The organism is Nocardiopsis sp. FR4 (genome assembly GCF_009830945.1).
GTDB lineage: Bacteria > Actinomycetota > Actinomycetes > Streptosporangiales > Streptosporangiaceae > Nocardiopsis.
Genome location: NZ_VWVV01000026.1, coordinates 49,531 through 74,529 on the forward strand (window position 1 = coordinate 49,531; position 24,999 = coordinate 74,529).

Sequence of the window (24,999 nt, forward strand, 5' to 3'; positions counted from 1 at the left end):
AGCGCGAAGGCGCCCGCCCCGGCCGGGGCGGGCGCCTTCGCCGTCCCGCGTCACAGGTAGGGGCCGGACCCGTGCCGCTCCTCGCCCGGGCCCCCGGGGCCCTGGGCCTGCAGACCCGCCACACCGGGCGGCAGGGCCTTGCGCATGTTCTCCAGCTGGGCGCGGGCCGCCATCTGCTGGGCGAACAGGGTGGTCTGGATGCCGTGGAACAGGCCCTCCAGCCAGCCCACCAGCTGCGCCTGGGCGATGCGCAGCTCGGCCTCGCTGGGCGCGGCCCCCTCCGCGAACGGCAGGGCCAGTCGTTCCAGCTCCTCGATGAGCTCGGGGGCCAGACCGTCCTCCAGCTCCTTGATGGAGGACGTGTGGATCTCCTTGAGGCGCGTACGGCTCGCCTCGTCCAGCGGAGCGGCCTTCACCTCGTCCAGGAGCTGGCGGATCATGCTGCCGATCCGCATCACCTTGGCGGGCTGCTCCACCATGTCCGCGAGGGTGCGCGGTTCCTCCGCTTCCCCATCGCTCCCGCCGCGCTGGTCGGCTCCCATCACCAGCATCTGGGGCTGCTCGTTCGGGTTGTCTGCGCTGCTCATCAGTCCCCTTACGTGGAATGTCACCGGCACGCCGTCAACGGGTGAGGAGGATCTTTCCGGTGTGCGCGCTCGTTTCCATGACGCGGTGCGCCTCCGCCGCGTTCCGCATCGGGATCGAACGGTCGACGACGGGGCGAACGACTCCCTGTTCTACCAACGGCCACACCTGCTCGCGTACTCCCGAGACGATGGCCGCCTTCTCCTCCAGGGGACGGGAACGCAGGGTCGTCGCGTGTACGGAGAGCCTTTTCGCGAGCATACGCCCCAGGTCGGCCTCGGCCCGGCGGCCGCCCATCAGCGCGATGATCACCAGGCGGCCGTTTGTGGCCAGGCAGCGCAGGTTGGCGTCCAGGTAGGAGCCGCCCATGATGTCGAGGACCAGGTCGGCCCCGCCCGCCTCGCGCACGCGCTCGGTGAAGTCCTCGGTCCGGTAGTTGACGGTGATCTCGGCGCCCAGCTCCCGGCAGCGCTCCAGCTTCTCCTCGCTGCCCGCGGTGACGGCCACCCGGGCGCCCAGGGCGCGGGCGAACTGGATGGCGAAGGTGCCGATACCACTGCCCCCGCCGTGCACCAGGACGGTCTCCCCGGCGCGCAGGCCGCCGACCATCACCAGGTTGGACCACACCGTACAGGCCACCTCGGGCAGCGCGGCGGCCTCGACCAGGTCCACCCCCCGGGGCACCGGCAGCAGCTGGCCCACCGGTACGGCGACCCGCTCGGCGTAGCCGCCCCCGGACAGCAGGGCGCACACGGGGTCGCCCACGGACCAGCCCGCGCCCTCGGTGCCGGGGCCGAGCGCGGCGACGGTACCCGAGCACTCCAGTCCCGGGTACTCGGAGGCGCCGGGCGGCGGCGCGTAGTTGCCCTGGCGCTGGGCGACGTCGGCCCGGTTGGCCGCGCTGGCGGCGACCTCCACCAGGACCTCGCCCTCGCCGGGAACGGGATCGGGAACCTCGGACCAGGACAGGACCTCGGGCCCGCCCGGTTCAGTGATACGGATCGCGTGCATGAGCCCGACAGTACCCGGGGAGGCTCCTCGGCAGACAGGGGATCACTCCCTCCCCCCGCCCCGGGAAAACGCCTCGGTGGCAGGGTAGGACTGACCCCAGGGAGCAGGTCCCGTCCCTTCCCCGCTGCGGTATCGCTCCCACCACACAACACCCCCTTCACGCAGGAGAACTCCGGTGGCACACCAGGAACACAACGGGTCAGGCCCAGGCTCCGAGGCGGGCCCGGAGGCCGAGGTCTGGGACCGTCCCGACGGCGACCCGGAGGAGCCCGGGGCGGAGCCGGAGGCTCCCGCGCCCTCCCCGAAGGAGCAGTGGTTCGGCGGGTTCGAGGGCACGGCCCCGCCCCCGCCGCCCTACGCCCGGCTGCCCGAGGACACGCCGTTCCCGGTTCCGGGGAAGACCGGTCCGGCCGAGGAGGAGGACACCGCGCGGGAGGCCCCGGAGGAGCCGCGGCCGGCCGAGGAGCCCGGGGCGGTCGCCCCCCGGGAGGAACCGGACGGGGACGAGCCGCGGGGAAGCACGGTCCGGCTCGTGCCCGACCCCGTCCGCAAGCGCCCGCAACGGCAGCGCCTCCAGCGCCCCGCGCGACCGGGCGGGGAACCGGACCCGCTGGGCCCCCGCCGCCTGCGCCGCGACCCCGACGTGCCCGAACCCGAGCAGCTGCCGCCGCTGGAGACCGACCGCGCCGAGGACCCCGGGGAGCCGGGCGTCCCGGAACCCGCGCCCGCTCCTCCGGCGCCCGCTCCTCCGGCGCCCCCGCGCGAGCGGCCCGAGCCGCCGCGCACCCTTACCGGGCCCCGGGCCGAACTCGTTCCCGTGCCACCGGTCCAGCCGCCCCCCGAGCCGGACCGGGAGACCTCCGACTCCCTCAACGCCGCCACCCTCGTGCGCAACCGGCGCCAGGGGCCCAGCGGCGGCTGGCGCCGGGCCGTGCACACCGCCACGCTGGGCCTGGTCAACCCGGGGGAGTCGCCCAAGGTGCTGCGCCGACGCGAACTGGTGGCCCGCGCCTGCACGCCCGTGGCCACCGGCCACCACCGCGTGGCCGTGCTCAGCCTCAAGGGCGGGGTCGGCAAGACCACCACCACGGTCGCCCTGGGCGCCACCCTGGCCTCGCTGCGCGGTGACCGGGTGCTCGCCGTGGACGCCAACCCCGACCGGGGCACGCTCTCGGACAAGGTGCGCCTGGAGACGGCGGCGACCATCCGCGACCTGCTCAACGAGCGCCACCTGGTCTCCCGCTACGCCGACATCCGCGGGTTCACCTCCCAGGCCCCCAGCCGCCTGGAGATCCTGGCCTCCGACCGCGACCCGGCGGTCTCGGAGGCCTTCAGCGACGCCGACTACCGCGAGGTCGCCCGGATCGTCGAGCACTTCTACTCCATCTGCATCACCGACTGCGGTACCGGGCTGCTGCACTCGGCCATGCGCGGGGTGCTGGGCCTGGCCGACCAGGTGGTCCTGGTCAGCTCGGCCTCCGTCGACGGCGCGCGCAGCGCCAGCGCCACCCTGGACTGGCTGGAGGCGCACGGCCACGGGGACCTCGTCCGCAGCGCCGTGGTGGTGCTGTCGATGGTGCGTTCCGACAGCAAGAGCAGCGTGGACCTCAACCGGCTCCAGGAGCACTTCGCCGCGCGCTGCCGCGACGTCGTGCGGGTGCCCTGGGACGGGCACCTGGAGGAGGGCGCGGAGGTGGAGCTGGACCAGCTCGCCCCCGCCACCCGGGACGCCTACCTCCACCTGGCCGCGACCGTCGGGGAGGCCTTCGCCCGGCAGCCGTGAGACTGGTTTTCCCGCGTCGGGTTTCGGACAGGGGAGGTAACGAGGGAAGGGGTTGGGGATGAACGCACACGAACGCCCGCCCGCGATCGTGGTCGGCGTGGACGGCACACCCGCCTCCCACGCCGCCCTGGTCTGGGCCACCGAGGAGGCCGCCCGGCGCGTGACCCAGCTGCGGATCGTGCACGGCCTGGGGATGCCGGTGGTGATCGGCGCCTACGGCCCCCCGGCCCGCGGCGCGGTCGAGGACCTGCGGGAGGCCGGGCACGACCTGCTCACCGCGGCCGCCGCCTACGTGCACCGGGCCCGGCCCGAGGTGGACGTGGCGACCGTCCTGGCCCCCGAGGACGCGCCCGCCGTCCTGCTCAACGAGGCCCGGCACGAGGACGTCATCGTGGTGGGTTCGCGCGGCCTGGGCGGGATCCGGGCGATCATGCTCGGCTCGGTCAGCGTGCGCGCCTCCTCGCACGCTCCCTGCCCCGTGGTGGTCGTCCCCGCCCTGGAGAAGCCGCCGCCGCGACGGGGGCGCGTGGTGGTCGGCGTGGACGGCTCCGACTCCTCCCGCCGCGCGCTGCGCTTCGCCCTGCACGAGGCCCTGGTCGGCGGCTCGGAGGTCGTGGTCGTCAACAGCTGGCAGGTGCCGCTGCCCGCGGACACCGGGGCGCTGGCCGAGGACGGACGTGAACCGCACGAGGAGACCTTCGACCGCCAGTCCGAGGAGGTGGTCGCGGGCCTGCTCGCGGACGTGGTCGACGACCGCACCGAACACCTGGAGATCAGCGCGGTGCGCACCCAGGCCGACCCGGTGGACGCCCTGCTGGAGGCCGCGCGGGAGGCGGACCTTCTCGTCGTGGGCTCGCGGGGCCGGGGTGGGGTTCGGGGCCTGGTGATGGGCTCGGTGAGCCAGGGGGTGCTGCAGCGCTCCCCGGTACCCGTCGCCGTACTGCCGCCGCACGCCGAGGACGAGTGACCGAGGAGACACCATGGCAGACAACGAGGAACGCACACCCCGGGTCGTCGTGGGGGTGGACGGCTCCGACCCCTCCCGGGCCGCGCTGGACTGGGCCGCGGCCGAGGCGGCCCGCAGGGGCGCGCCGATCCTGGCGGTACACGCGCTGGGGATGCCGCTGATCGTGCCGGTCACCGCCGGGCCCGCCCGCTTCGAGCCCACGGAGGAGATCGCGGACCAGGCCACCGACGTGCTCACCCGGGTGACCGAACGGGTCCGCGACCTCCAGCCCGCGGTCACCGTGGAGACCGAGACCGCCCTGGACGAGGCGCCGCTGGCCCTGCTGCGGCACGTCCGCCCCCAGGACCTGCTCGTCGTGGGCTCGCGCGGACTCGGCTCGGTCGCGTCGGTCTTCGTCGGCTCGGTCAGCATCCGGGTGGCCGCGCAGGCGCCCTGCCCCGTCGCGGTGGTTCCCTCCCGGTGGCGGCACCGGACCTCGCTGGACCGGATCGTGGTCGGCGTCGACGGCTCGGACAACTCCCGCCGCGCCCTGCGCCTGGCGGTCGACCTGGCCGACGAGGGCGGGGGCGAGCTGGTCGTGGTCAACAGCTGGGAGGTTCCCTACCCCTACGACCCGGTCGCGATGACCGCGATGGGCTACGAACCCCAGGAGCGGCTGTTCGACCGCAATTCCGAGGAGCTCGTGGACGAGATGCTGAACGAGGTCGCCGACGGGTTCAGCCGGGAGCGGGTCACCGTGGTGCGCACCCAGGACAGCCCGGTGAACGCTCTGCTCCGGGCGGCCGAGGACGCCGACGCCGTCGTCGTGGGATCCCGCGGCCGGGGAAGCGTGCGCGGCCTGCTCCTGGGCTCGGTCAGCCAGGGCCTGCTGCACCGCGCCGACATCCCGGTGGTGATCCTGCCCCACCGGGCCGAGGACGGCTAGCCGCCGTACTCCAGACAGAAAGGGTGCCCGGCGGGGTCGGCGTAGACCCGGAACAGGTCCTCGGGGTCCTCCTCCGCGACCGCGAGCCTGCGTGCTCCCAGCGCGAGCGCACGCGTTTCCGCCGCCTCGATGTCCTCGACCCAGATGTCCAGGTGCACCTGCTGCGGCCGCTCCGGGTCGGGCCAGTCCGGCGGGCGGTGGTCGGGGGCGTGCTGGAAGGCCAGGCGGGGCCACTCCTCGCCGACCACCACCCACCGCCGGCTGCGCCGGGTCACGGGCAGCCCCAGAAGCTGCGAGTAGAACTCCGCCAGAGCGTCGGGGTCGGGACAGTCCAGGGCCACGGTGTGCAGTCGCGCGTTCATGCGCCGCGTCCTTCCCCCTCACGCGGAAACGATGCCTTGCGGGGAGCCGTGTCCTGCGTGCGGGCCCTGACGAAGCACTGGACGGATGCCCGCCCACAGGATCCCGCACACGGCGTACAGCCACCCCCAGGGGCTCTCGACCACGACGAGCCCGACCGTGCCGAGGAGGAACCACAGGGCACTGGCCGCGAGGTTGAGGACGTCCATCGTCCGTGTTCTCATGCCGCCTCCCGCCTGGACTCGTCGCCGGCCGCCGGTGAGACGCGTCGGACCGCTGAGCGCCGGGACCGGAACAGTCGGGCGGCGAGCGGTCCCGCGCCCCCTCCGACGAGTCCGGCCAGTCCCCCGGTGACCCATGACGGCCACTCGGTCAACAGCCAGAGGGGGAGTGAGAGGGCCAGCATGACGACCACCGTCACGGCGATGCTCGTCATCATCTGCGGCAGGGGGTCCATCCGAGGCCTCCTCGGGGGTGGGCGGGCCGTGTGTCGAAGCGGGCCTGCTTGGGGGCTGCCGGTCCCGGCTCGCACTACCAACGGACCCGGGCCCACTGCTCCGACGCCCCGGACGGCTCCACGCCCGCCCGCGCGCGGGCGGGCCGCTGCCCGAGCCCTGGCGGCTCGCCGCAACCGATCACAACGAGTAGAGGGCGGACACGGAGAGGGCCGCCCGGGCCGGGACGCGTCGCTGGCGACGTTCCGGGCCGGGCGGCCCCGTACGCGGAGGGTGTGGGATTTGAACCCACGAAGCCCCGTCAAGGACTTGGTGCTTTTCAAGAGCACTGCACTCGGCCGCTATGCGAACCCTCCATGCGGAGAGCGACTCTCCGCCAGTCATGTTAGCCCACAGCCCTCCTCCGGCGGTGCCCGACCGGAAGGCCGGTCCCACAGGCGGCCGGCCGGGTTCCACCCTTGGGTTACTCGCTAGTAACATGAGGTTCATGGCACACATGAACGCTGAGGCGGCCGAGACGGCCAAGGCCGGTTTCCTGGCCGCCGTGCCCTTCGCCCGCACCCTCGGACTGACCTTCACCGAGCTGGACCACGGGCGCGCCGTCATGCGCCTGCCCGACAACGCCGACCACCACAACCACGTCGGAGGCCCGCACGCGGGCGCCATGTTCACCGTGGCCGAGTCCGCCTCCGGCGCGGCCGTCATCGCCGCCTTCAGCGACCAGTTCGACCGGGCCGTCCCCCTGCCCACCACGGCCCGGATCGACTTCCTCAAGCTCGCCATGGGCGACCTGACCGCCGAGGCGACCCTGGGCCGCCCCCGGGAGGAGGTCGTCGCCGAGCTCGACGCCGGCACGCGCCCGGAGTTCCCCGTGGAGGCCGAGCTGCGTACCGGGGACGGCACCGTCACCGGCCGCATGAGCGTCACCTGGACGCTGCGCCCCGACCGGAGGTAGGTCCGTCGGACAGGGGCGTTTGTCGGCCTCGCTGGGTACGTTGACCGGTGGACCACAGCGACGAGGGAGGCCCCATCGTGAAACTTCGAGTGGACCGCGACGCGTTCGCCGACGCGGTCGCCTGGACGGCCCGGGCACTGCCCTCCCGGCCCGCCATCCCGGTGCTCGCGGGTATCCGCATGGAGCTCTCTCCGGACGGCTCCTCACTGCACCTGAGCGGTTTCGACTACGAGGTCTCCACCCGCGCCTCGGTCGAGGTGCTCTCCGAGGAGGGCGGAGCCGCCCTCGTGCCCGGCCGCCTGCTGTCCGAGATCGTGCGCAACCTGCCGCCCGGCTCCGTGCACATCGACACCGACGGCCCCCGGCTGCGCGTCTCCGGAGGCGCGGCCCGCTTCACCCTCATCACCATGCCGCTGGAGGACTACCCCACGCTGCCCGGCATGCCCGGCCGCATCGGCTCGGTCTCCTCCGACGCCTTCGCCGCCGCGGTGCGCCAGGTGACCCCGGCGGCCAGCCGGGACGACACCCTGCCCATGCTCACCGGCGCCTACCTCGACTTCCGCGGGGACACCCTGAGCGTGGTGGCCACCGACCGCTACCGCATCGCCGTGCGCGACCTGTGGTGGAACCCCGACGGCCAGGGGCTGGACGTGGCCGCCCTGGTGCCCGCCCGCACGCTCAGCGACACCGTGCGGGGCCTGATCACCCGCTCCAACGTGGACATCGCCCTGTCCACGGTCCGCGGGGGCGACGGCGTCAGCCTGTCCCCGGGCGAGGGCATGATCGGCTTCGAGAACGGCGAGCGCCGCACCACCACCCGGCTGATCGACAGCGAGTTCGTCAAGTACGCCGCCTGGTTCCCCAAGGAGTTCGCCGCGCGCGCCGAGGTGGCCGTGGCGCCCCTGGCGGAGGCGGTCAAGCGCGTGGCCCTGGTCGCCGACCGCAACACGCCGCTGCGTCTGGCCTTCGCCGGGGGCGAGGTCGTGCTGGAGGCGGGCTCGGGCGAGGACGCCCAGGCCGTCGAGGCGATCGAGGTCGGCTACGAGGGCGACCCGATGCGGTTGGCCTTCCGCCCCGACTACCTCATGGACGGCCTGTCGGGCGTGGAGAGCGACACCGCGCACCTGAACCTCACCGAGCCGACCAAACCCGCGGTGATCACCGACGTGCCGGTCAAGGAGGGCGAGAAGCCGTCCTTCCGCTATCTGGTTCAGCCTTTGCGGGTGTCCTGAACTGGGGTTTTGGTCCCTTTCTCTGCCGACCCGGCCCCTTATCCACAGAGTTATCCACAGGAAGGCGGCCTTCCTGTGGATAACCCGCGGTAACCGTGACCAACCGACACCCGAACCGCCCTCGCTGAACTCTCGCATTTCGGCTCTGACATGCGGAAACAGCAAAGAGGGCTGTTCTGTGCACAACCTGTGGATAACTTCGGCCTCCGGTGGAGGAAAAGGTGCTAGTCGCTCTCCGCCAGCGCGGACGTGCCGCCGCCGCCCACAGGGGTGTCCAGTCCCAATTCCGCCTGGCGCCCCCGCCGGTAACCCGCCCGGTACCCCGCCGCGCTGTGCGTGCGCTCGGGACGGTGCTTGCGTAGCTGAGGGAACTGGCGGTGGAACTCCTCGTTCACCCGGTGCACGTCGTCCCGCAGCACCAGCTCGGCACCGCGCGCGGGCTCCTCGCCGCCCCCGACCGAGCCCTCCGGCGAGGCCATCTCCTGCAACCGGGCCCGGAACTCGCGGATGCGCTCGGCCACCGCCTGCCCGTAGGCGCGCACGAACGAGCGGTAGTAGCGCTTGCGCTCGGTCTCCAGCTCCGAACGCGTGTAGTTGCGCAGCTCCCGGATGTCGGACACGTGCGACGAGCTCATGAACTTCGCCGACGCCTCCATCTGCATCGAGATCGACGGCAGGAGCATCCGCAGCGCGTCCAGCGCGCTCACCGTGCCCACCAGGATCATGACGCGCTCGGTGTTCTCGGAGTTGTTGCCCCGTACCGCGGACTGGCAGCCGTAGGCGGCGGCGATGTCGGCCAGCGCCCGCACCCGTGCCTTGCCGTGTCCGCCCACTCCCGACACCGTGTAGTCCATACGGCTGATCGCGTCCGGAGCCTCGCCCCTCTCGGCGCGGGCCTCGGCCTCCGCGATCGCGTGGCGGGTCATCAGCTCGGCGGCCTTGGCGGTGAACGCCTGGCTCTCGGCATCAGTAACCGCGGGGTCCTCCGCCATGCGGAGGAGCCCGCGGACCCGCTCGACCATCTTCTGACGAGCAGATTCAGTCATCGGCGCCCGGTTGTCTCCCTAGGTTGCGTGTCTCGCTTCCGCCAGCGGCGGAAAACACCGAGCCTAGGCGTTCTTGTTCCCGACCACCATCGCGATGAGACCCACGGTGACCCAGATGGCCGCCGCGACGAACAGTCCGCCGAACAGTCCGCCGAGGATCGAGCCCGTGAGGATGCTGACGAGGGCGTAGCCCGCGCCGCCGATCCCGGCGGGCACGGCCGCGTACCGGAACGGGTAGGTGGCCGCGTACCGCCTGCCCCGGCGGTCGGCCTTGCCTCTCATCACGCCGCCCACGCCGCCGATCAGCGAGAAGAAGATCACCGCGGCGGTCAGCCCGGAGGCGATGGCGCCCAGGCCCGAGCCCAGGTTGAGGAGGAAGAAGAGGGCCCCACCGGCGGCACCGCCCAGCACCGAGGTGGTCCAGGGCCAGATCATCGTCGCCGATGCGACGGGAGTGAATGCGTTGCCCCGTTCCAGCGTCATGTCCACTGCTCCAGTCGAATAGCGTGACGACCGCTCTTCGCCGGGCCGTCCCCTCCAGCATGCGGGACCGGGGGTACCGAGTACATCAGGGCCCGTCCCTGACATTCCCCTTACTCGCACGTGGTACCCCGCCAACGTTCGGGGAGGGGTCGCGGGTTCCGGGCGGGGCGTGCGGATCACCCGGCCGCGGAGGCGGTCAGGTTCGCGTACAGGTGCGGCCACGCCGCGCGGAACGGGGGCAGCAGCGGAAGGGCGGGGGCCGACTCCACCGGGACCCAGCGCACCTCGTGGCTCTCGGAGTTGCCCGGCCGGAACGGCGTCATCCCCGGAAGCCGCGCCATGAACGTGTCGTAGCGCCACACGGTCAGGTCCTGCTCGTGCACGCCCAGGAGCGTGTACTCGTCCAGGTCCCCGGCGACCTCCTCGCGGAACTCGCGCACGGCCGCCTCCAGCGGCGTCTCGTCCCGGTTGCGCGCTCCGCCCGGGATGCCCCAGGTGCCGCCCATGTGGGTCCACCCGGCCCGGTGCTGGAGCAGCACGTGGCCGGTTCCGGCCGTGTCGGTGGCGTACAGCAGCAGACCGGCCGCGCCGTAGACCCCCCACCTGCGCGATCCGTCCGGCAGGCTCACCCAGCCGTTTCCGTCGCCGTCCAGCATCACGTCCTCCAACTCCGCACCCTCCAGGATCGCCGGTGCCGTCCATCCGGCTACTCCCTAGAACCTATGGCCCGGGCCGGTGCTTCCGCAGCCCTTCCGCCGATGTACCTGCCCGCAGTGGCCCGGTGCTACCGCGCTCCCGCGGCCGGGGTGGCCGGGGATCCGGGGCCACCAGGGGTTTACCCGGTCCGTTTCTCGGAAGTATTGAGCAGCGTGTGCGGTTTCGTGGGGCTTCGGCATTCCTCTTCCCGAGTCTTTCGCCAAATAGGACCAATGTACCAGGGGTATCGTTCGCATAACAGAAGAGCATCATTTCCTGTTGTTGTCCGCAATCGGCCAGGCGCTGGTCACGGCGGGCGGCGGGGGTCAATGATGTCCCGGTCTCCAGAAACCCCTGCGGTTACGCCGTTTTCGGTGCTGAAAGAAGACTGAAAGCGGAGCAGAAGAGGATCTCTCTAGCGTGGAAGACGTTCGACGCGGCCGGTCCGCGAGAGGACGGCTCGCGAGGCCGGCCAGTGCGACGTTCGTTGGACACGAGCCACCCGTGGTGTGGTCTGAGGCGGAACTCACCACGGGTGGCCGGTCCGCCGGAAGGCGGGGTCCGTTGATGCTTCGTAGGAGGCGTAGGGCGACGTTGCGGCTCTACGCGAGTGCTGTCAGACGAGGAGTCCGAGTGCCGAAGATGCTGACCGTGGACGAGGAGTTCGAGGCCATCGTCGCCGACGTGGCCCCTGAGGCGAAGCTCAGCCCGTTCCAGGAACCGGATCCGAGCAAGCCCGCTCCGGCCGAGGAGAAGCCCGCGGAGAGCGCGCCCGGCGAGGAGAAGCCCAGCCAGGAGAAGTAACTCCGCGAAAAGTAGCCAGAAGGTCACTCCGGGTGCCTGGATTGAGGGGGTGCTCGGAGCCTTTGGCGTACCCGGATTCCCTTTTTCCGCCAATGACCCTTGCTAGGGTGGCTGTTTGTGGAATTCGGCGTCCTTGGCCCCATCACCGTCTGGTCCGACGGCCGACCCGTTCCGGTCGGCGGTCCGCGCCAGCTCTGCGTGCTGGGCGCATTGCTGGTGCATCTGGGGCGCGAGGTAACCATCGAACAGCTCATCGGTTACCTCTGGAGCGATGATCCGCCCCGTACCGCGCGATCGGTCATCCAGGTCCAGGTCTCCCACCTGCGCCGCGCCCTTCCCGGCATCATCGCCACGACGTCGGGCGGCTACACCCTCGACGTCGACCCGGACTCCGTGGACCTCCACCGCTTCCGGCGGCTGCGGGAGGCCGCTGCTTCCTCCGACCCCGAGGAAGCGGTCGAGCTGCTGGAACGCGCCCTGGAGTGCTGGCGCGGGGTTCCCTTCTCCGGTGTCGGCTCGGAGTACCTGGACCACTCCGTGGTGGCCCCCCTGAAGGAGGAACGCTGGTCCTCCGTCATCGCCTGGGCCACCCGCGCCCTGGAACTGGGCAGATACTCCGACGTGGTCTCCCGCCTGACCCCCCTGATCACCGAGGAGCCGTTCCGGGAGCGCCTGCACCACCTGCTCATCACGGCGCTGTGGCGCGACAACGAACGCGCCAGGGCGCTCTCCGTCTACGAGGAGTTCCGGTCCAGGCTCGCCGAGGAACTGGGCGTCGACCCGGGTCCGGAGCTCACCACCCTGCACACCCGCATCCTCCAGGACGACCTCCCGGAGGAGCCGGACGAACCGGCCGCCGAGCAGGGCACGCGTTTCGTGGTGCGCAACGACCTCCCCCGGGACCTGCCCGACTTCACCGGACGCCACGATTCCCTGCGGCAGCTGGACGAGGTGGCCCGTGCCGGGGAGGACCGCGCCCAGGTCTGCGTCATCACGGGCAGCGGCGGCGAGGGCAAGACGACCACAGCGGTGCGCTTCGGTTACGAGGTGGCCAAACGCTACCCCGACGGACAGCTGTTCATCGACCTGTACGGCTACACCCCGGACCGGGAGCCGCTGGACGCCGCGTCCGCGCTCGGCGCTCTGTTGCGCGCGGTCGGGGTCGAGCCCGAGGAGGTGCCCGAGTCCCTGGACGAGCGCTCGGCACTGTGGCGGGCCACCCTCATGGGACGCAGGGTGCTGGTCGTGCTCGACAACGCCTTCAGCTACGCCCAGGTCAGCCCGCTCCTGCCGTCGTCCCCGGGGTCGCTGACCCTGGTCACGACCCGCAACGAGCTCTCCGGGCTCAGCGGCGCCCGCTTCCTCTCCCTCGGGGTGTTCGACGAGCGGTCCTCCCTGGAGCTCTTCGGACGTGTGCTCGGTGACGAACGCGTTCAGAGGGAGCAGGACCAGGCCCGAGAGATCATCCGCGTCTGCGGAGGCCTTCCGCTTGCCCTGCGCGTGGTCGCCGGCCGCATGCTCAGCCGTCCCAGATGGTCGTTCTCGCACGTGGCCCGGCGGCTCAACGAGCAGAACCGCAGGTTCCGGGAACTCCAGGTCGAGGGGCAGAGCGTCGAAGCCGCCATCGACCTGTCGTACCAGAGCCTCAACCAGGAACAGGGCCGGGCCTTCCTCCTCCTGGGCCTGATGATCGGCAGCACCATCGACCTCGGCGGGGCGGCGGCGCTGCTGGACATGTCGGTGGAGGACGCCGACGACATCCTCCAGGAGCTGGTCGGGATGTGCCTGCTGGAGGAACCCCAGGGGGACGTGTACCGCCTGCACGACCTCATCGGTGCCTTCTCCCGGGAGCGCGCGGCGACCACACTGGCCGCTGAGGAGATCGACGCGGCCAGGCTTCGTCTGGCGGAGCACTACATGGCGACCGCCCAGCAGGCCGCCGACCTCCTGGGACCGCGGGGACACGACGACTTCGATGTCGTACCCAGCTACAGGACGGAACTGTCCGTCCGCGAGGACGCGGAGAACTGGTTCACCCTGCACCAGGAGAACCTGGCGGAGACGATCGAGTACTTCGCCTCGCATGACAACGGCGAGTACGCCTGGCGGATGGCCGACGCGGTGTGGCGCTTCTACGCCCTCCACGGCCAGATGGGCCTCTTGATCAGCTCACATCAGCGGGCACTCCAGATCAGCGACAAGCAGGGGAACCGGCGCGGGCGCGCGGTGACCCTCATCGGACTGGGCATCGCCCACTGTCTCTCGGGGCGCTTCGACGAATCGTTGCGTCTCCTCCTGGAGGCCCGGGACCTGCTTGACTCGCTCGACGACAACAGGGGCATCATCCGTGCCCTGGCGAATCTGGGCATGGTCTACGAACGCGTCGGACGCCTCCAAGACGCGGCCGAGGCCATCCAAGGAGTGCTGGACTACGCCGTTCAACTGGACGACGCTCGGCTGGAGGCGCTCCAGTGGGGCAACCTCGCGGTGATGAAGCAGACGCTCGGGGAGCACGCCGCAGCGCTGCACTGCGCTGAGCGGGCCGTGGCGAAGGCGGCGGGCGGGGACCAGAACGAGGCCCGGGCCCAGGCCAAGCGCGTCATGGGAGAGGCCCGGATCGGCCTGGGAGAACTGGAGCTGGCCTTCCAGGACCTGAACGAGGCGCTGGAGCTGTCCCTGCGTCTCCAACTGCTGGGCAACCAGGTCTACGTGCACAACGCCCTGGGCGTCGCCCACCGGGCCGCGGGGTCGTGGGACCAGGCGGTGGAGTCCCACACCGAGGCCCTGACCCTGGCGGAGAAGTCCGGCCACCGCAGCGGCGACGCCGAGATCCGCACCGACCTGGGGATCACCCACGCGGCCGCGGGGCGGCACGCGGAGGCCGCCGAGGAGCTGGAGCGGGCCCGGGCGATCGCGGTCGAGCGCAGTGAGCGCTACATGGTCGCCCGCGCCGCGCTGGCCCTGGGACAGCTGCCGACCGTGGCGGGCGACCGGGCCCGGGACTTCCTGCGCGAGGCGGAGGAGATCTTCACCGACCTGGGTCTGTCCGAGGCGGCGCGGGCACGCCGGGCCCTGGATGAGCTGGAGTCCTGACGGCTCGGCGGCGCGCTTCCGGCCGGGGCGGCGCCAGCCAGCGCGGCCCCAGGGTTCCGCGCCGCATGGACCACAGGCACAGGGTGGCGGGCAGGACGCGGACCGGCCGGGGGACACGGGGGTAGACCGCGCGTGTCACCCGCACGATCCGGTCGAATCGGCGCTGGTGCCCCTGGGACCAGGGGATGCCGAACCGCTCGCGCAGGTCGGGCGGGAGCAGGCCGCCGCTGAGCAGGCACTGTACCCGCATGAACACGCGCAGCAGGGCGTTGTCGGGCCGGAGGAGCTGCTCGGTGATGACGCGGGCCTCCTCGCCGACGCGCAGGCCCTTCACGGTGTCGTCCCAGTAGGAGCCGAACTCCGCCGGGGTCGCGGGCCACTCCTCCCCGGGCAGGCCCAGGGCGGTGGCGAACACCGACGCCTCGCGCAGGTGCAGGGCGCGCTCCTCCTCACCGGGGTCACCGAACACCAACGCGTGCAGGCGCGCGGAGGAGTGGTACAGGGTGGCGGCCACCCACAGCAGCAGGTCGTGGTCGAGCGCCCGGTAGTCCGGTCCGGTCACCTTCCGGTGCAGGGCCCGCACGATGGCGTGCAGGCGCTGCCTCTCCTCCTCGGTGCCGTAGACGGTCCCGTACACGAAGTACAGGGTGCCCAGCAGGCGGTCGAACGGCCGGGCGGCGAGGTCGCTGTGGTCGTGCACGCCCCAGGCGACGCTGGGGTGGGCGATCTGGAGCAGGACGGCGTACGTCGCTCCGCCGAGGACGCAGGCCTCCCCGCTGATCCGCCGCAGGGCTGAGTCGTCGGATGATCGGCGCATGCCAGGGATCGTACGGCACGCCGGCCGCATGGCGGAGGGGGCACGCCCCTCACGGACTCAGGGAGCGGAACACCTCCGGTCGGCTCAGGGCGTCGGTGCTGTCCACGAACTGGTCCACCGCGCCCACGGGAGGGCGTCCGGCCAGCTGCGGGTCGCTGATCCGGTCCAGCAGCGCCCGGGTGAACCGGGCCGCGTCCAGGACCGGCCAGGGACGGCCGTGGAAGGGCCGCGGAGCGGGGTCCAGCGGTTCGGCCAGGCCGGTGCGGTTCTGCCAGGCGGCGAGGAGTGAGCAGGCCTCGGCGAGGGCGGCGGTGTCCGCGTCCAGGGCCCGGGACAGCGCAGGGGTGAGCGCCTCCGCCTCGGGCATTCTGGAGAAGGCGCTGCCCAACCACTTGGAGTAGGGCGGGTAGCGGCGGGACAGCAGCAGGGCCAGGCGCATGAGGTCGCGGGCCAGCCGGGCGGCGACCACCCTGGCGCCCAGGCGGTCGCCCGCCTCGGCGCAGCGACCCGGGAAGGGCTCCTCCTGGGACACGCGCAGCCACTGGCAGGCCAGCACGTAGCGCCACACGTCGTCGGGGTACCACTCCAGCCGCCGCCGGACCCGGGTGAGCTCTCCGTGGCCGTCGTGGAAGACAGCACCGCCGACCACCTCGGCGAACCGCTGGGTGGGTGCGGAGAGCCAGTCGGCGGTGGCCGCATCCGTGCGCGGGTCGAAGCCCAGCCGTTCGGCCAGCCACTCACCGAGGTCGCGCACCTCCACCCGGTGCCGGCCGTCGGGGTCCAGCAGCCAGGTCCCGGGATCGTCCTTCGCGGGTGTGAAGCGGGTCGGCCAGCCGTGTACCCGGTCGGGCAGGCCCTCGTCGAGCAGGTCCAGCACCCGTCGGCGGTCGTCGGGGTCGGGCAGGAAGAGCTGCAGGCGCGGCCCCCACCCGTGGTCGGTGGAGCGCTCGGTGTCCAGTCCGAGGACCTCGGAGCCGGGGCCGACCAGGGCGGCGGCGTGCGGAGGACCGTCCGAGAGCAGCGGTGCGACCGCGTCGGTGTACAGGGCCCGGGACAGCTCCGGGCCGGGGAGGAACACGGGGGACATGGCCGACAAGCCTAAGGGCGCGGCCCGGCGGCGGCCATGGTTTTTCCGGGCGCGACCCGGCGCGGCAGCAGGTAAGGAAAATCTATCTTCGAGGTTAGATGCAGCCCCGGGGAAGCCCGGTGCGCGAATGGGCGGACGCGTTTTCCGAATAGACCACACAGGTCAACTGTAAGGTGTCTTTCCAGTTGGGGGCGCAAATGGCGGCGAAAGCCAGGTCATACCAGTCGACTGGCATGTTTACTCCCGCGTAGAGCGATCACGGGTGGCACTCCGTTCCCCGTGCACCAGCGGCCTTGACGTGTGGTGACCGGGTACTTACCTTCTATCGACAACAGGTGGAAGGAAATATCCGGCCCTCCGGAATTCCCTGGACAACGCCGTCCGGCATCCATAGGGGAAATATCCGAGCCCCGTTGGACGCCCTCCGCCCGCCTGGGCCGGAAACGGTCCGGGTCACCCCCGCTACGACCCCCGACCCGGGTCGTGACCCGAAAGAAGGGCTCCCGCTCATGAAGATCCGCAGCAGAATCCGCTCCCTCGCGGCCGTGGCCGCCGCCACCGCGCTCACCTTCACCCTGATGCCCGCCGGAGTCGCCAGCGCCCACGGCTACGTCTCCGCCCCCATGAGCCGACAGGCCCAGTGCGCCGCGGGCATCGTGCAGTGCGGCGGCATCCAGTGGGAGCCGCAGAGCGTGGAGGGCCCCAAGGGCCTGATGAGCTGCTCCGGCGGCAACGCCCGCTTCTCCGAGCTCGACGACAACAACTACGGCTGGCAGGTCACCCAGGTCGGCACCTCCCTGACCTTCACCTGGACCCTGACCGCCATGCACGCCACCGCCAACTGGGAGTACTTCATCGGCGGCCACCGCATCGCCAACTTCAACGACAACGGCGCCCGCCCGCCGTCGACCGTTCGGCACACCGTGAACCTGTCCGGCTACAACGGCAGGCACACGATCCTGGCCCGGTGGAACGTCGCCGACACCGCCAACGCCTTCTACTCCTGCGTGGACGTCAACATCCGCTAGGAACCGCCCTCTCCCCGGTCCGGTCACCAAGCCCGGACCGGGGGTCCTCCGTCCTCAGGACGCGCGCAGCGACCGACCGAACGCGCCGGAGTCGTGGTCGGGTCCCACACCCTCGACGAGGACGATGTCGCCCTCGATGTGGTCGGCGCGCAGCGGGATGATCTCCTGGTAGGCGGGGGACTCGTACCAGGCCCGCGCCCGCTCGATGGACGGGAATCCGATGAGGACGAGGCCGCCCTCCCACGACCCCTCCCGCACCTCGACCGGGGCGCCGTGGACGAGGAAGCGCCCGCCGAAGGGGTCCAGGGTCGACTGGATGCGCTCCATGTACTCGATGACGTCGTCATGGATGTCGGCCGGGCGCAGGTGCCCGATGGCGTAGCCGGTCATGTGTCCCCGTTCGGTCCGCCCGTCGTGTCGGGACCACGGTCACAGATCCGCTCGGCGGTGTCGAGGCTTTTATCCGCCCCGGACGGGACTCCCCGCGCCGGGGCCCGCGGTGGCGCTGCCTATGGTTCGGGCCAGAACTGGGCCAGGTACTGTTCACGGCCCTCGAGGTCGCGTTTGGCGGCGGTGAATCCTGGCCCGTGTCTGTCCTCGAACTGGTCGAAGAGCGCCATGTAGGCCCCACTGACCATGCGGCGGTTGCGGTGCGCGACCCGGACCCGGTACCTCCCCGGTGCCGGGAGCGTGAGCAGGTCGTGTTGTGCGCCTGCGGTGATCTCGTTGACGCCGACCACTCCCGTGGCGAGTTCGATGGCGGCGGTGTGCGAGCCCTCCCAGGCCTCTCCGCCCCAGGCCGGTTCGGACTCCCACGACTCCAGGCCCAGACGGACGAGGACGTTGGTCTGGAAGCTGCGGAGGTAGACGGAGCGCTCACCGACACTGAAGTCGTCGCGGCCGGGAACTGGGGCCGTGTCGTCGTAGTCCTCGCGGTCGAAGGTCTGGAACATGCCGTAGTCGGGGTAGACGAGTGTGCTGTTCCGGCTGAGGAGGCGGCTCGTGCGTCTGCTCCGTTGTCGGGGCGTCGGGCGCACTGAGCGTAGACGGAGGTGCTGTCAGACCACGGGATCCCTTCTCCGGCGCATGGCTGGAGAAACGACGAGGGCCGGTCCCGTAGGACCGGCCTTCGTGCTGGTCGGGGTGGCGGGATTTGAACCCACGACCTCTTCCCGTACCGGGGGCCTCCGCTGGCCTGTGTGCGGACCCCAGGAACCGCACCTGACCTCGGCCGACGTGCCTGACGCTTCTTGTCGTTCCCGGAGCTCTCCCGAAGCCATGTGCACTGAATGTGCATCGCTCTGAGCCCTGCCACGGACCCCCGACCCCAGGTGGGCCGGGGGTTCTCGTGTGCCTGCGTCACCGCTCCCTCAGCCCCAGTACTCGGCAACCAAGGCTCCGGTCCGGGGTGCCCGATGGCGCCGGGGCCGGTCACCCCAGACAGACCGTGTCGCGTCATCGGGTGCCCCGGGACCTGAACACATCATCAACCATTGGGACCAAATGCCCTGACAGGGGACTGTGTCCTGAGTCACCATGGAGGTATCGGGCAGCTCTGGCCCTGCTCGCCGTACGGGCCTGTCCGAGAGATGTTGCGTGCGTGCGGCCAACGGCCGTGCGCTCGGGACCGGGCGGCAGCCCGCAGCCCGAGCGGCGGCCGGGGGCCGCCGCGACGGCGCTCGCGCCGTCGCCTTGATCCCATACAGCTCAACCCGGCAATAGTTTTACCTGGAAGGAACCAATGAATCCCCTTGTGCAGGGTTTGTTTAAGAATTTCTGTAAATCTGAAGAACTGGGTTCTATCAGTCAGTCCGATGCCTTCGAGTTGTTTTCAGCCTCCTTGGTGATTCCTGATGAGGTCACTTCTCAGGCTCAGTTGACGGACCTCCTTCTTGACCAAGGAACAATTGGAATTGATGTCATTGTAATTGAAATAAACGGAAAGATTGTATGGGATTCGGACGATGTCACCGATGTTTGTGATCAGGCTTCTCAGCTTAGTGTTGCCGTCTACTTCATTCAGGCTAAGTACTCGGAGAAAATATCATCCCCTGATATTCTAAACTTCGGTAAGTCGGTAAAGGATTTCCTTAAGGGGGAAGGTTTTCATGCATACCGACGGACAAGGACGCTAGTAGATGCACTTGCGTTTTTGTTTTCTGAGTACGCAGGGAAGCTAAAAGGTTCACCCTCTGTTAATGTTCACTTCTGCACCGCTGCTCCTAAGAATTCAGTAGAGAGTGAAGTAATTTCGAGTGCCATCAACGATGTAAAGTCTAGCGTTGAATCTCTTGGTTTTATTGGGGCTGTTAGTGCAGAGGTTTTGGGGGCAAATGATATTCACGAATCCTGGAATAGGAAAAACAAGGCGAACGAAGTGGAGGTCCAGCTGGAGAAACATGTCAATCTACCGAGGATGACCGGTGTGGACCAGGCTATCCTTGGAGTTGTTTCTGTCTCTGAGTTGCTTAAGTTGATTCAAGGCGACGAGAATGGGATTCTGGACGAAAGAGTTTTCTATGATAATGTACGGGGGTTTGATGGGATAGACAATCCCGTTAATAAGAAGATCATCGGAACTCTTAAATCTGAAGAGAAGAACCTTCTCCCTGTTCTGAATAATGGAGTTACGGTAGTTGCGTCCTCGTACTCGCCTAAGCCTGGAGACGCAGTGGTGATATCAGATTATCAAATTGTCAATGGTTGTCAGACTAGCCACTGTATCTATATTGCCAAGGATTCTCTGGGGGAGGATATTGAGCGAGTTTTCGTCCCAATCAGAATTGTAGTGACGGGAAACGAGGATGTGGCGAATAGCATTGTCCGAGCCACAAATTCACAAACTGCTGTTCGCGAGAATGACCTTGTAGCTCTGACAAAGTTTCAGAAACGTCTCGAAGAGTTTTATCGACTGGATACACAGGATGTGGGTCTCACGTATGAGCGCAGGTCAGGTCAGTTCTATGGGAAGGAGGTGACTAAAGCGAGGGTTGTAAATATTAATGATCAGCTAAAGGCGGTGGCTGCCATGTTCTTGGATATGCCGCACCTGGCGACTAGGTACCCTAGTCACCTCTATTACGAAGTTAATTCTTCTATTTTCTTGGAAGCTCATAAACTGCTTCCATATGTGGCAAGCGCTTACGGTGCTTATAGGCTTGAGAATGCCTTCAGGACCGGCCTTGATCCTGCGTTCAAGCCGGTGCGATACCACCTCCTGATGGCGTATAAGTATCACGTCCTTAAGCACAAGTCAGCGCCTCTGGATAAGAACCAATCTGAAAGGGATAGTGAAGCAATAATTACTGCCCTTAGGCAGCCGGGGCAGGTTTCCGTATTCCAAAATTTGGCCAACATGATTGTTCAGGCTGGGGGAGGCACTTTGCCTTCTACGGACCGCCTTAAAAGGCAGCAGTTTGCGCGAGAGTTGGTTTCTCACTCGTTTCTTATTAATGATGCTTTTTGATTTAAATCAATCGCCGTTCGGGGTGGTAGCCTCTTCTTCTTATTAAGTGCAGCTATCAGATCTTCAAATAAAAATTTTCCTATCGATTGCTTGATCAGGAAATAAACCTTTGCGTGAGGGCGCTAATGGCTTGACGAGAAGTGTTTGCCGTCGTGGGTGCGGACATAAGGAATATTCGTTCCTAGGGCATCTAGGAGGCGGACCGAATAGACTTCATCCATGTGCCCCTTGATCTCGTCGGTCCTCAGCCACTCAACGGTGGTGGCTTCGCTTGTTGGGCGTTTCTCGCCCCCACGCGGCTTGCAGCGGAAGACGAGGGCGACGATTCCGCGGGCCATGTTCTTGTAGACGCCCGTGAGCTGTTCCACCTCGACGTGGATACCGGTCTCCTCCAGGACCTCGCGGACGACTCCCTCCTGCGGGGTCTCGTCCAACTCCAGTACTCCGCCCGGTGGCTCCCAGTTGCCGTTGTCCCTGCGCTTGATCACCAGCATCCGCCCGTCTTCGCGGATGACGGCTCCCGCCACGGACACGGAGTGCAGCGGCGTTGACGGCTTGTCTCCGGTGCTGTTACTCATGTGCAGGAGCATAGGAGGAACAGAAGGACTATGGCGAGCACTGTAGGGGCGCGGTCCGCGAAGCCCCGGTACCTCCAGATCGCGGACGACATTGAAGAGCAGATCAGAGCCGGGCGGCTGGCTCCCGCTGAGGAGATCCCGAGTGAGACCGCGCTGATGGAGCGCTACGGCGTCTCCTCGGGCACGGTCCGCAAGGCCGTGGCCCAGCTCCGCACGACCGGCCTGGTGGAGACCTACCAGGGCAAGGGCTCCTTCGTGAAGTCTCGGCCTCCGGTCACCCGCAAGTCCTCCGACCGCTTCCGGCGCTCACACCGCCGTGCGGGCAAGGCGGCCTACATCGCCGAGACCGAACAGGCCGGGGTCAAGCCCACCGTTCAGGTCCTTTCCATCGGACCTGTGTCGGCTCCCGCCGAGATTGCTGAGCGCCTGGGCGTGGACGAGGGCGACAAGGTTCTTGCCCGTCGCCGTCTCTACTTCAGCGACGGCACTCCCACCGAGGAAGCGACGTCCTACCTGCCGTGGGACGTGGCGCGGGACATCCCTGAACTCTTCGAGGAGAATCCTGGAGGCGGTGGCATCTACGCCCGGCTGGAAGAACACGGTCACGAGTTCGCCGAGTACACCGAGACTGTGCGGGCGCGTCTGGCCACCAAGCAGGAGGCGAGTGCCCTGAGCCTGAGTCCTGGCTCCCCGATCATCCACCTGACGCGCAACGCCGTGACGACGGTCGGCCGTGTGGTGGAGGTGTGCGACACGATCATGGCCGCTGACCAGTTCGTGCTCGACTACCGCATCCCCGCCACGGACTGAGGTACCCGGTCCCTGGCTCCTCGGACAAGCTTCTGTGCCCTAACAGGGTTGACTCATGTACATGAGTGAGGCAACCTAATCTCACAACTCCTATACATGAGTGAATGTGACTGACTCATGTATAGAGGTGTTCTGTAGTCCGTTGGTGTGAGCGGTGCGCTGGCGACCTGGCGAAGCGGCGCGCCACCTGTCCCCCTGGAGCGTGCTTGGTGGATGCCGCCGTCTCTGATCCGAAGCGATGCAGGTCCTGTCGTGGACGCGGACGCAAAACCGTCCGCTCTCGGCGCCTGGTCGTGCTGCGTTCCTCAACTGCACGGGAACCGGCGACACGAGTAGTGGCATGCACCGCGTGCCGGGGGACCGGTACGGACTCCTGACGCACAAGGGCGGAGAACGCTCCGGCCGGATGGCTACCGGCCAGCGGAGCAACCGCCCACAGACAACTGACCCCCGCGACGCGGGCTAGGCATCCGGGGGCACGGCCAACCTGAGGAAAGCAGGCTGACGTGAGCGACCTTATCGCCCTGATTCGGGCTTGGGTGACTCTGATTCGACCGACCCGACACGGCAGGCACCACCGCACTGGCCCTCGGCCCTACTACCTGCCAACCCCCGCACGGGTGGAGCTGTGGCCCGCCCCGGACCCCATCGTGATGGACACGGGTGACCCCCGCGCCTACTCCCTCCAGCGCGGCCCCTACACCCATCTGGAGAACCGGCGCCGCGCCCAGCGGGCCGAACGGGACCGGCGGGGGATCGACCTGCTGGTGCAGATCGCCCGTTCGACCCCCGCACTCGACGACATGGCCGAGTTGCGTGACCTGGTGCGCACGGCCATCGCGGTTGGGGCGGTGCGACGATGACCACCGAACCCTCCGGCCCGATCGCCGACCGGGAGACCCTGACGGCCTGGGCACGGGAACAGGGCGTACGGGTGCGGGTGGCGTGTGAGGACTGGGAGTCCATCACCTACGAAGCCCTCTCCACAGGACCGGACGGAACCCCGCTGGCACAGCGGTACCGGTGTGTGCTGCCCGCGTCCCTCGCGCTGCGGCGTCTGCGACTGACCTACGTCGTCGGGCTCTGCCACGACGCGGGCGGGGCGGCGTGCAACCACGTCCGCCGGGTCGTGCCCCCGGTGCTCTCGGCACCCGAGACAGCCGCACGCCATGACGTGGCGCTGGTAGCTGCCGCGCTGGTGGAGTCCGAACGCCGGGCGGTGTGCGGGGCCACGGTGGACAACCTGACCGTCTACACCGTGCAGCGCGCTCAGCACTGGCGGCCCTTCTAACGGCGCCTCTCAGACCCCCGCGTGCCCTGATGTCTTCTGAGACCACGGGGCCCAGGGCACGCGGGACCCTTCTTCGCGGCGACGTGCACGCCTCGGGGCGTGCTTCCCGCCGTTGTCCTCTGACCAGTGGCGGGGGTTCATATGTGCCCCCACCTGCTGACAGGGGCCGACAACACAAGTAAGCTACTCGACCATACGAGTACTAGAGTCACCAGGTGGACATCATGTCGAGTCTGGAGTTCGCTCCGCCCAAGTACGTACAGATCGTGCGGGCGATCCAAGAGCGCATCGAGGACGGTACCTATCCGGTGGGGGAGATGCTTCCCTCCGAGTCACGGATGGTGCGCGAGTTCGGGGCCGGACGCTCCACAGTCGTACGCGCTCTACAGATCCTGAGTATGCAGGGGTGGATCGACCGCGAACACGGGCGCGGCTCCTTCGTGCGCGGCGTCCCACAGCAGAGTTCCGAACGCTCCCACGCCGGGGCCAGCGCCTTCGACGCCTCCGAGGAGGCCAAGCACAACCGCATCCTGACCGCCGGACGCACCCCGGTGCCTGCCGCTGTGGCTGAGGCGATCGGTGTGCCTGAGGGCTCCCCGGCGATCATGCGTCAACGCCTGGTCCTGGACGAGGGCGAACCGAGTGAGCTGGTCACCCTGTGGTTCCCCCTGGACGTGGCCGAGGGAACCGACCTGGGCGAGACACAGCCGATCAGCATCGGCGCACGCGAACACGTGCAGATGGTCAAGCAGCTCCGGCCCTCCAAGGTCGTCGAACGGCTCTGCGCCCGCCTGGCCACCAGTGCCGAACGCCAACCCCTGGGGCTGGACGAGGGCACCCCGGTACTGGGTATCACCGCGCGGATACTCGACGCCTCCGGGGACGTGATCGCGGTCGCTGAGGTGGTGCTCCCCGGTGACCTGCACGAACTGGAGGACTCCTACCCGGCCGTGTAGACGCGGCTCCAAGACCGGCCACATATCCACTTGTCCGGACGAGTGTGGCCGGTTATTCTTAATCCCCACTCGATCGGTCAAGTGGTTGAGTGAACATCATAAGGAAGGTCGATCAGATGGCTATTCAGGGTGCGTTGCCCGTCGCGTTCGGGGTGGTGTTCCCCAACGGTGCGTTCGCGCTGGGGGTGGAGGCGATCACGGACTTTGAGACCAAGCGGCCCCAGCTCGACAAGGACAGCGGGTTGCCGCTGTGGGCGGTGGACGTGATCGACGCTGACCCCGAAGCGCGGGGCAAGGCCAAGTCGGTCAAGGTCAAGGTCGCCGCCGAGGTGTGCCCGACCCTGCCGGACGAGGTTCCCGGGCTGCCGTTCCGGCCGATCGAGTTCGAGACGATGGCGGTCATGCCCTATGTAGACGATTCGGGTCGTCGTCCCCGGGTGGCGTACTCGCTGCGGGCCCGTGGTGTGAAGGCTCCTGGTGCTGGTGGTCGCCGTGCCCCGGCCAAGGATGCCGCCTGACCCTGCCCCAGACGTGAAAGCGGGGCGGCCTGGTGCTGCAACACCTGGGCCGC

Annotated in this window: 27 protein-coding genes and 1 tRNA gene; 14 read left to right on the plus strand and 14 right to left on the minus strand. The window is 68.9% G+C overall.

Going from position 1 to position 24,999, the window contains the following annotated elements:
• Positions 1-50 precede the first annotated feature (50 nt).
• Positions 51-587, minus strand: coding sequence for a bacterial proteasome activator family protein (locus FYW95_RS21000; protein ID WP_159944276.1), 537 nt, complete (start codon positions 585-587; stop codon positions 51-53).
• Positions 588-621: 34 nt separating this feature from the next.
• The gene (locus FYW95_RS21005; RefSeq protein WP_159944277.1) at positions 622-1,596 is read right to left on the minus strand and encodes an NAD(P)H-quinone oxidoreductase; all 975 of its coding nucleotides are present in this window, start codon (positions 1,594-1,596) and stop codon (positions 622-624) included.
• Between the two features lie 175 nt (positions 1,597-1,771).
• Here FYW95_RS21005 and FYW95_RS21010 point away from each other — a divergent pair, with 175 nt between their 5' ends.
• Genes FYW95_RS21010 through FYW95_RS21020 form a run of 3 tightly spaced genes read left to right on the plus strand, consistent with a single transcriptional unit; the run spans position 1,772 to position 5,271 of the window.
• Positions 1,772-3,379 carry a MinD/ParA family ATP-binding protein gene (locus tag FYW95_RS21010; protein WP_159944278.1) on the plus strand — a complete coding sequence of 536 codons (1,608 nt, stop codon included), beginning with the start codon at positions 1,772-1,774 and terminating at the stop codon, positions 3,377-3,379.
• Positions 3,380-3,437: 58 nt separating this feature from the next.
• Positions 3,438-4,346 (plus strand): universal stress protein, encoded by a 909-nt coding sequence (locus tag FYW95_RS21015; protein ID WP_159944279.1) that lies wholly within the window; start codon positions 3,438-3,440, stop codon positions 4,344-4,346.
• Positions 4,347-4,359: 13 nt separating this feature from the next.
• Entirely contained in the window at positions 4,360-5,271 is a 912-nt protein-coding gene (locus tag FYW95_RS21020) for a universal stress protein (protein WP_160050677.1), read from the plus strand.
• Here the strand turns inward: FYW95_RS21020 and FYW95_RS21025 are convergent.
• From FYW95_RS21025 to FYW95_RS21040, 4 genes are all read right to left on the minus strand, one after another.
• A complete protein-coding gene (locus FYW95_RS21025) occupies positions 5,268-5,633 on the minus strand; it encodes a VOC family protein (RefSeq protein WP_159944281.1) in 366 nt (121 codons plus the stop codon). The genes FYW95_RS21020 and FYW95_RS21025 overlap by 4 nt on opposite strands.
• A gap of 18 nt (positions 5,634-5,651) precedes the next feature.
• A complete protein-coding gene (locus FYW95_RS21030) occupies positions 5,652-5,855 on the minus strand; it encodes a hypothetical protein (RefSeq protein WP_159944282.1) in 204 nt (67 codons plus the stop codon).
• A complete protein-coding gene (locus tag FYW95_RS21035; RefSeq protein ID WP_159944283.1) occupies positions 5,852-6,088 on the minus strand; it encodes a hypothetical protein in 237 nt (78 codons plus the stop codon). Before FYW95_RS21035 ends, FYW95_RS21030 begins: the two co-directional genes overlap by 4 nt.
• 265 nt (positions 6,089-6,353) lie before the next feature.
• Positions 6,354-6,442 (minus strand) — tRNA-Ser (locus tag FYW95_RS21040).
• 140 nt (positions 6,443-6,582) lie between these two features.
• On the opposite strand from FYW95_RS21040, the gene FYW95_RS21045 reads away from it, so the two are divergent.
• Positions 6,583-7,041 carry a DUF4442 domain-containing protein gene (locus tag FYW95_RS21045; RefSeq protein WP_160050686.1) on the plus strand — a complete coding sequence of 153 codons (459 nt, stop codon included), beginning with the start codon at positions 6,583-6,585 and terminating at the stop codon, positions 7,039-7,041.
• An 89-nt stretch (positions 7,042-7,130) separates the two neighbouring features.
• Positions 7,131-8,273: a DNA polymerase III subunit beta gene (gene dnaN / locus FYW95_RS21050; RefSeq protein ID WP_159944330.1), complete on the plus strand. Its 1,143-nt coding sequence runs from the start codon at positions 7,131-7,133 to the stop codon at positions 8,271-8,273.
• 224 nt (positions 8,274-8,497) lie between these two features.
• Here the strand turns inward: dnaN and FYW95_RS21055 are convergent, their stop codons facing one another.
• The 3 genes from FYW95_RS21055 to FYW95_RS21065 form a co-directional block, all read right to left on the minus strand.
• On the minus strand, positions 8,498-9,295 hold the full coding sequence (locus tag FYW95_RS21055) for a DUF2786 domain-containing protein (protein ID WP_159944331.1): 798 nt from the start codon (positions 9,293-9,295) through the stop codon (positions 8,498-8,500).
• A gap of 87 nt (positions 9,296-9,382) precedes the next feature.
• The gene (locus FYW95_RS21060; protein ID WP_159944284.1) at positions 9,383-9,802 is read right to left on the minus strand and encodes a hypothetical protein; all 420 of its coding nucleotides are present in this window, start codon (positions 9,800-9,802) and stop codon (positions 9,383-9,385) included.
• Between the two features lie 176 nt (positions 9,803-9,978).
• Complete coding sequence (locus FYW95_RS21065) at positions 9,979-10,458, minus strand: NUDIX hydrolase (protein ID WP_159944332.1); 480 nt, start codon at positions 10,456-10,458, stop codon at positions 9,979-9,981.
• Between the two features lie 673 nt (positions 10,459-11,131).
• Between FYW95_RS21065 and FYW95_RS27815 the strand changes: the two genes are divergently transcribed.
• Both FYW95_RS27815 and FYW95_RS21070 read left to right on the plus strand, forming a co-directional pair.
• Positions 11,132-11,302, plus strand: coding sequence for a hypothetical protein (locus FYW95_RS27815; RefSeq protein WP_201294965.1), 171 nt, complete (start codon positions 11,132-11,134; stop codon positions 11,300-11,302).
• Between the two features lie 117 nt (positions 11,303-11,419).
• A complete protein-coding gene (locus FYW95_RS21070; RefSeq protein WP_201294966.1) occupies positions 11,420-14,395 on the plus strand; it encodes an AfsR/SARP family transcriptional regulator in 2,976 nt (991 codons plus the stop codon).
• Here FYW95_RS21070 and FYW95_RS21075 read toward each other — a convergent pair.
• Both FYW95_RS21075 and FYW95_RS21080 read right to left on the minus strand, forming a co-directional pair.
• Positions 14,331-15,212 carry an oxygenase MpaB family protein gene (locus FYW95_RS21075; protein WP_201294967.1) on the minus strand — a complete coding sequence of 294 codons (882 nt, stop codon included), beginning with the start codon at positions 15,210-15,212 and terminating at the stop codon, positions 14,331-14,333. The genes FYW95_RS21070 and FYW95_RS21075 overlap by 65 nt on opposite strands.
• Before the next feature lie 49 nt (positions 15,213-15,261).
• The gene (locus FYW95_RS21080; RefSeq protein ID WP_159944285.1) at positions 15,262-16,299 is read right to left on the minus strand and encodes a DUF4037 domain-containing protein; all 1,038 of its coding nucleotides are present in this window, start codon (positions 16,297-16,299) and stop codon (positions 15,262-15,264) included.
• Between the two features lie 509 nt (positions 16,300-16,808).
• Between FYW95_RS21080 and FYW95_RS21085 the strand changes: the two genes are divergently transcribed.
• Positions 16,809-17,327, plus strand: a complete 519-nt coding sequence (locus FYW95_RS21085; RefSeq protein ID WP_159944286.1) for a lytic polysaccharide monooxygenase auxiliary activity family 9 protein — start codon at positions 16,809-16,811, stop codon at positions 17,325-17,327.
• 54 nt (positions 17,328-17,381) lie between these two features.
• On the opposite strand, the gene FYW95_RS21090 is transcribed toward FYW95_RS21085, so the two are convergent.
• Entirely contained in the window at positions 17,382-17,717 is a 336-nt protein-coding gene (locus FYW95_RS21090) for a DUF1330 domain-containing protein (protein ID WP_159944287.1), read from the minus strand.
• Between the two features lie 119 nt (positions 17,718-17,836).
• On the minus strand, positions 17,837-18,364 hold the full coding sequence (locus tag FYW95_RS21095) for a hypothetical protein (protein WP_236567954.1): 528 nt from the start codon (positions 18,362-18,364) through the stop codon (positions 17,837-17,839).
• Positions 18,365-19,068: 704 nt separating this feature from the next.
• On the opposite strand from FYW95_RS21095, the gene FYW95_RS21100 reads away from it, so the two are divergent.
• Positions 19,069-20,793 carry an AIPR family protein gene (locus FYW95_RS21100; protein WP_159944288.1) on the plus strand — a complete coding sequence of 575 codons (1,725 nt, stop codon included), beginning with the start codon at positions 19,069-19,071 and terminating at the stop codon, positions 20,791-20,793.
• A 122-nt stretch (positions 20,794-20,915) separates the two neighbouring features.
• On the opposite strand, the gene FYW95_RS21105 is transcribed toward FYW95_RS21100, so the two are convergent.
• Positions 20,916-21,371: an NUDIX hydrolase gene (locus tag FYW95_RS21105; protein ID WP_236567955.1), complete on the minus strand. Its 456-nt coding sequence runs from the start codon at positions 21,369-21,371 to the stop codon at positions 20,916-20,918.
• A gap of 30 nt (positions 21,372-21,401) precedes the next feature.
• Between FYW95_RS21105 and FYW95_RS21110 the strand changes: the two genes are divergently transcribed.
• The 5 genes from FYW95_RS21110 to FYW95_RS21130 all read left to right on the plus strand — a co-directional run bounded on the left by FYW95_RS21110 (position 21,402) and on the right by FYW95_RS21130 (position 24,946).
• Entirely contained in the window at positions 21,402-22,181 is a 780-nt protein-coding gene (locus FYW95_RS21110) for a GntR family transcriptional regulator (RefSeq protein WP_159944290.1), read from the plus strand.
• A 620-nt stretch (positions 22,182-22,801) separates the two neighbouring features.
• Entirely contained in the window at positions 22,802-23,044 is a 243-nt protein-coding gene (locus tag FYW95_RS21115) for a hypothetical protein (RefSeq protein WP_236567956.1), read from the plus strand.
• The gene (locus FYW95_RS21120; RefSeq protein ID WP_159944291.1) at positions 23,041-23,472 is read left to right on the plus strand and encodes a hypothetical protein; all 432 of its coding nucleotides are present in this window, start codon (positions 23,041-23,043) and stop codon (positions 23,470-23,472) included. The genes FYW95_RS21115 and FYW95_RS21120 overlap by 4 nt, the downstream gene beginning before the upstream one ends.
• 215 nt (positions 23,473-23,687) lie before the next feature.
• Positions 23,688-24,428 (plus strand): GntR family transcriptional regulator, encoded by a 741-nt coding sequence (locus tag FYW95_RS21125; protein ID WP_159944292.1) that lies wholly within the window; start codon positions 23,688-23,690, stop codon positions 24,426-24,428.
• Between the two features lie 116 nt (positions 24,429-24,544).
• A complete protein-coding gene (locus FYW95_RS21130; protein WP_159944293.1) occupies positions 24,545-24,946 on the plus strand; it encodes a plasmid replication, integration and excision activator in 402 nt (133 codons plus the stop codon).
• The last annotated feature ends 53 nt before the right edge of the window (positions 24,947-24,999 follow it).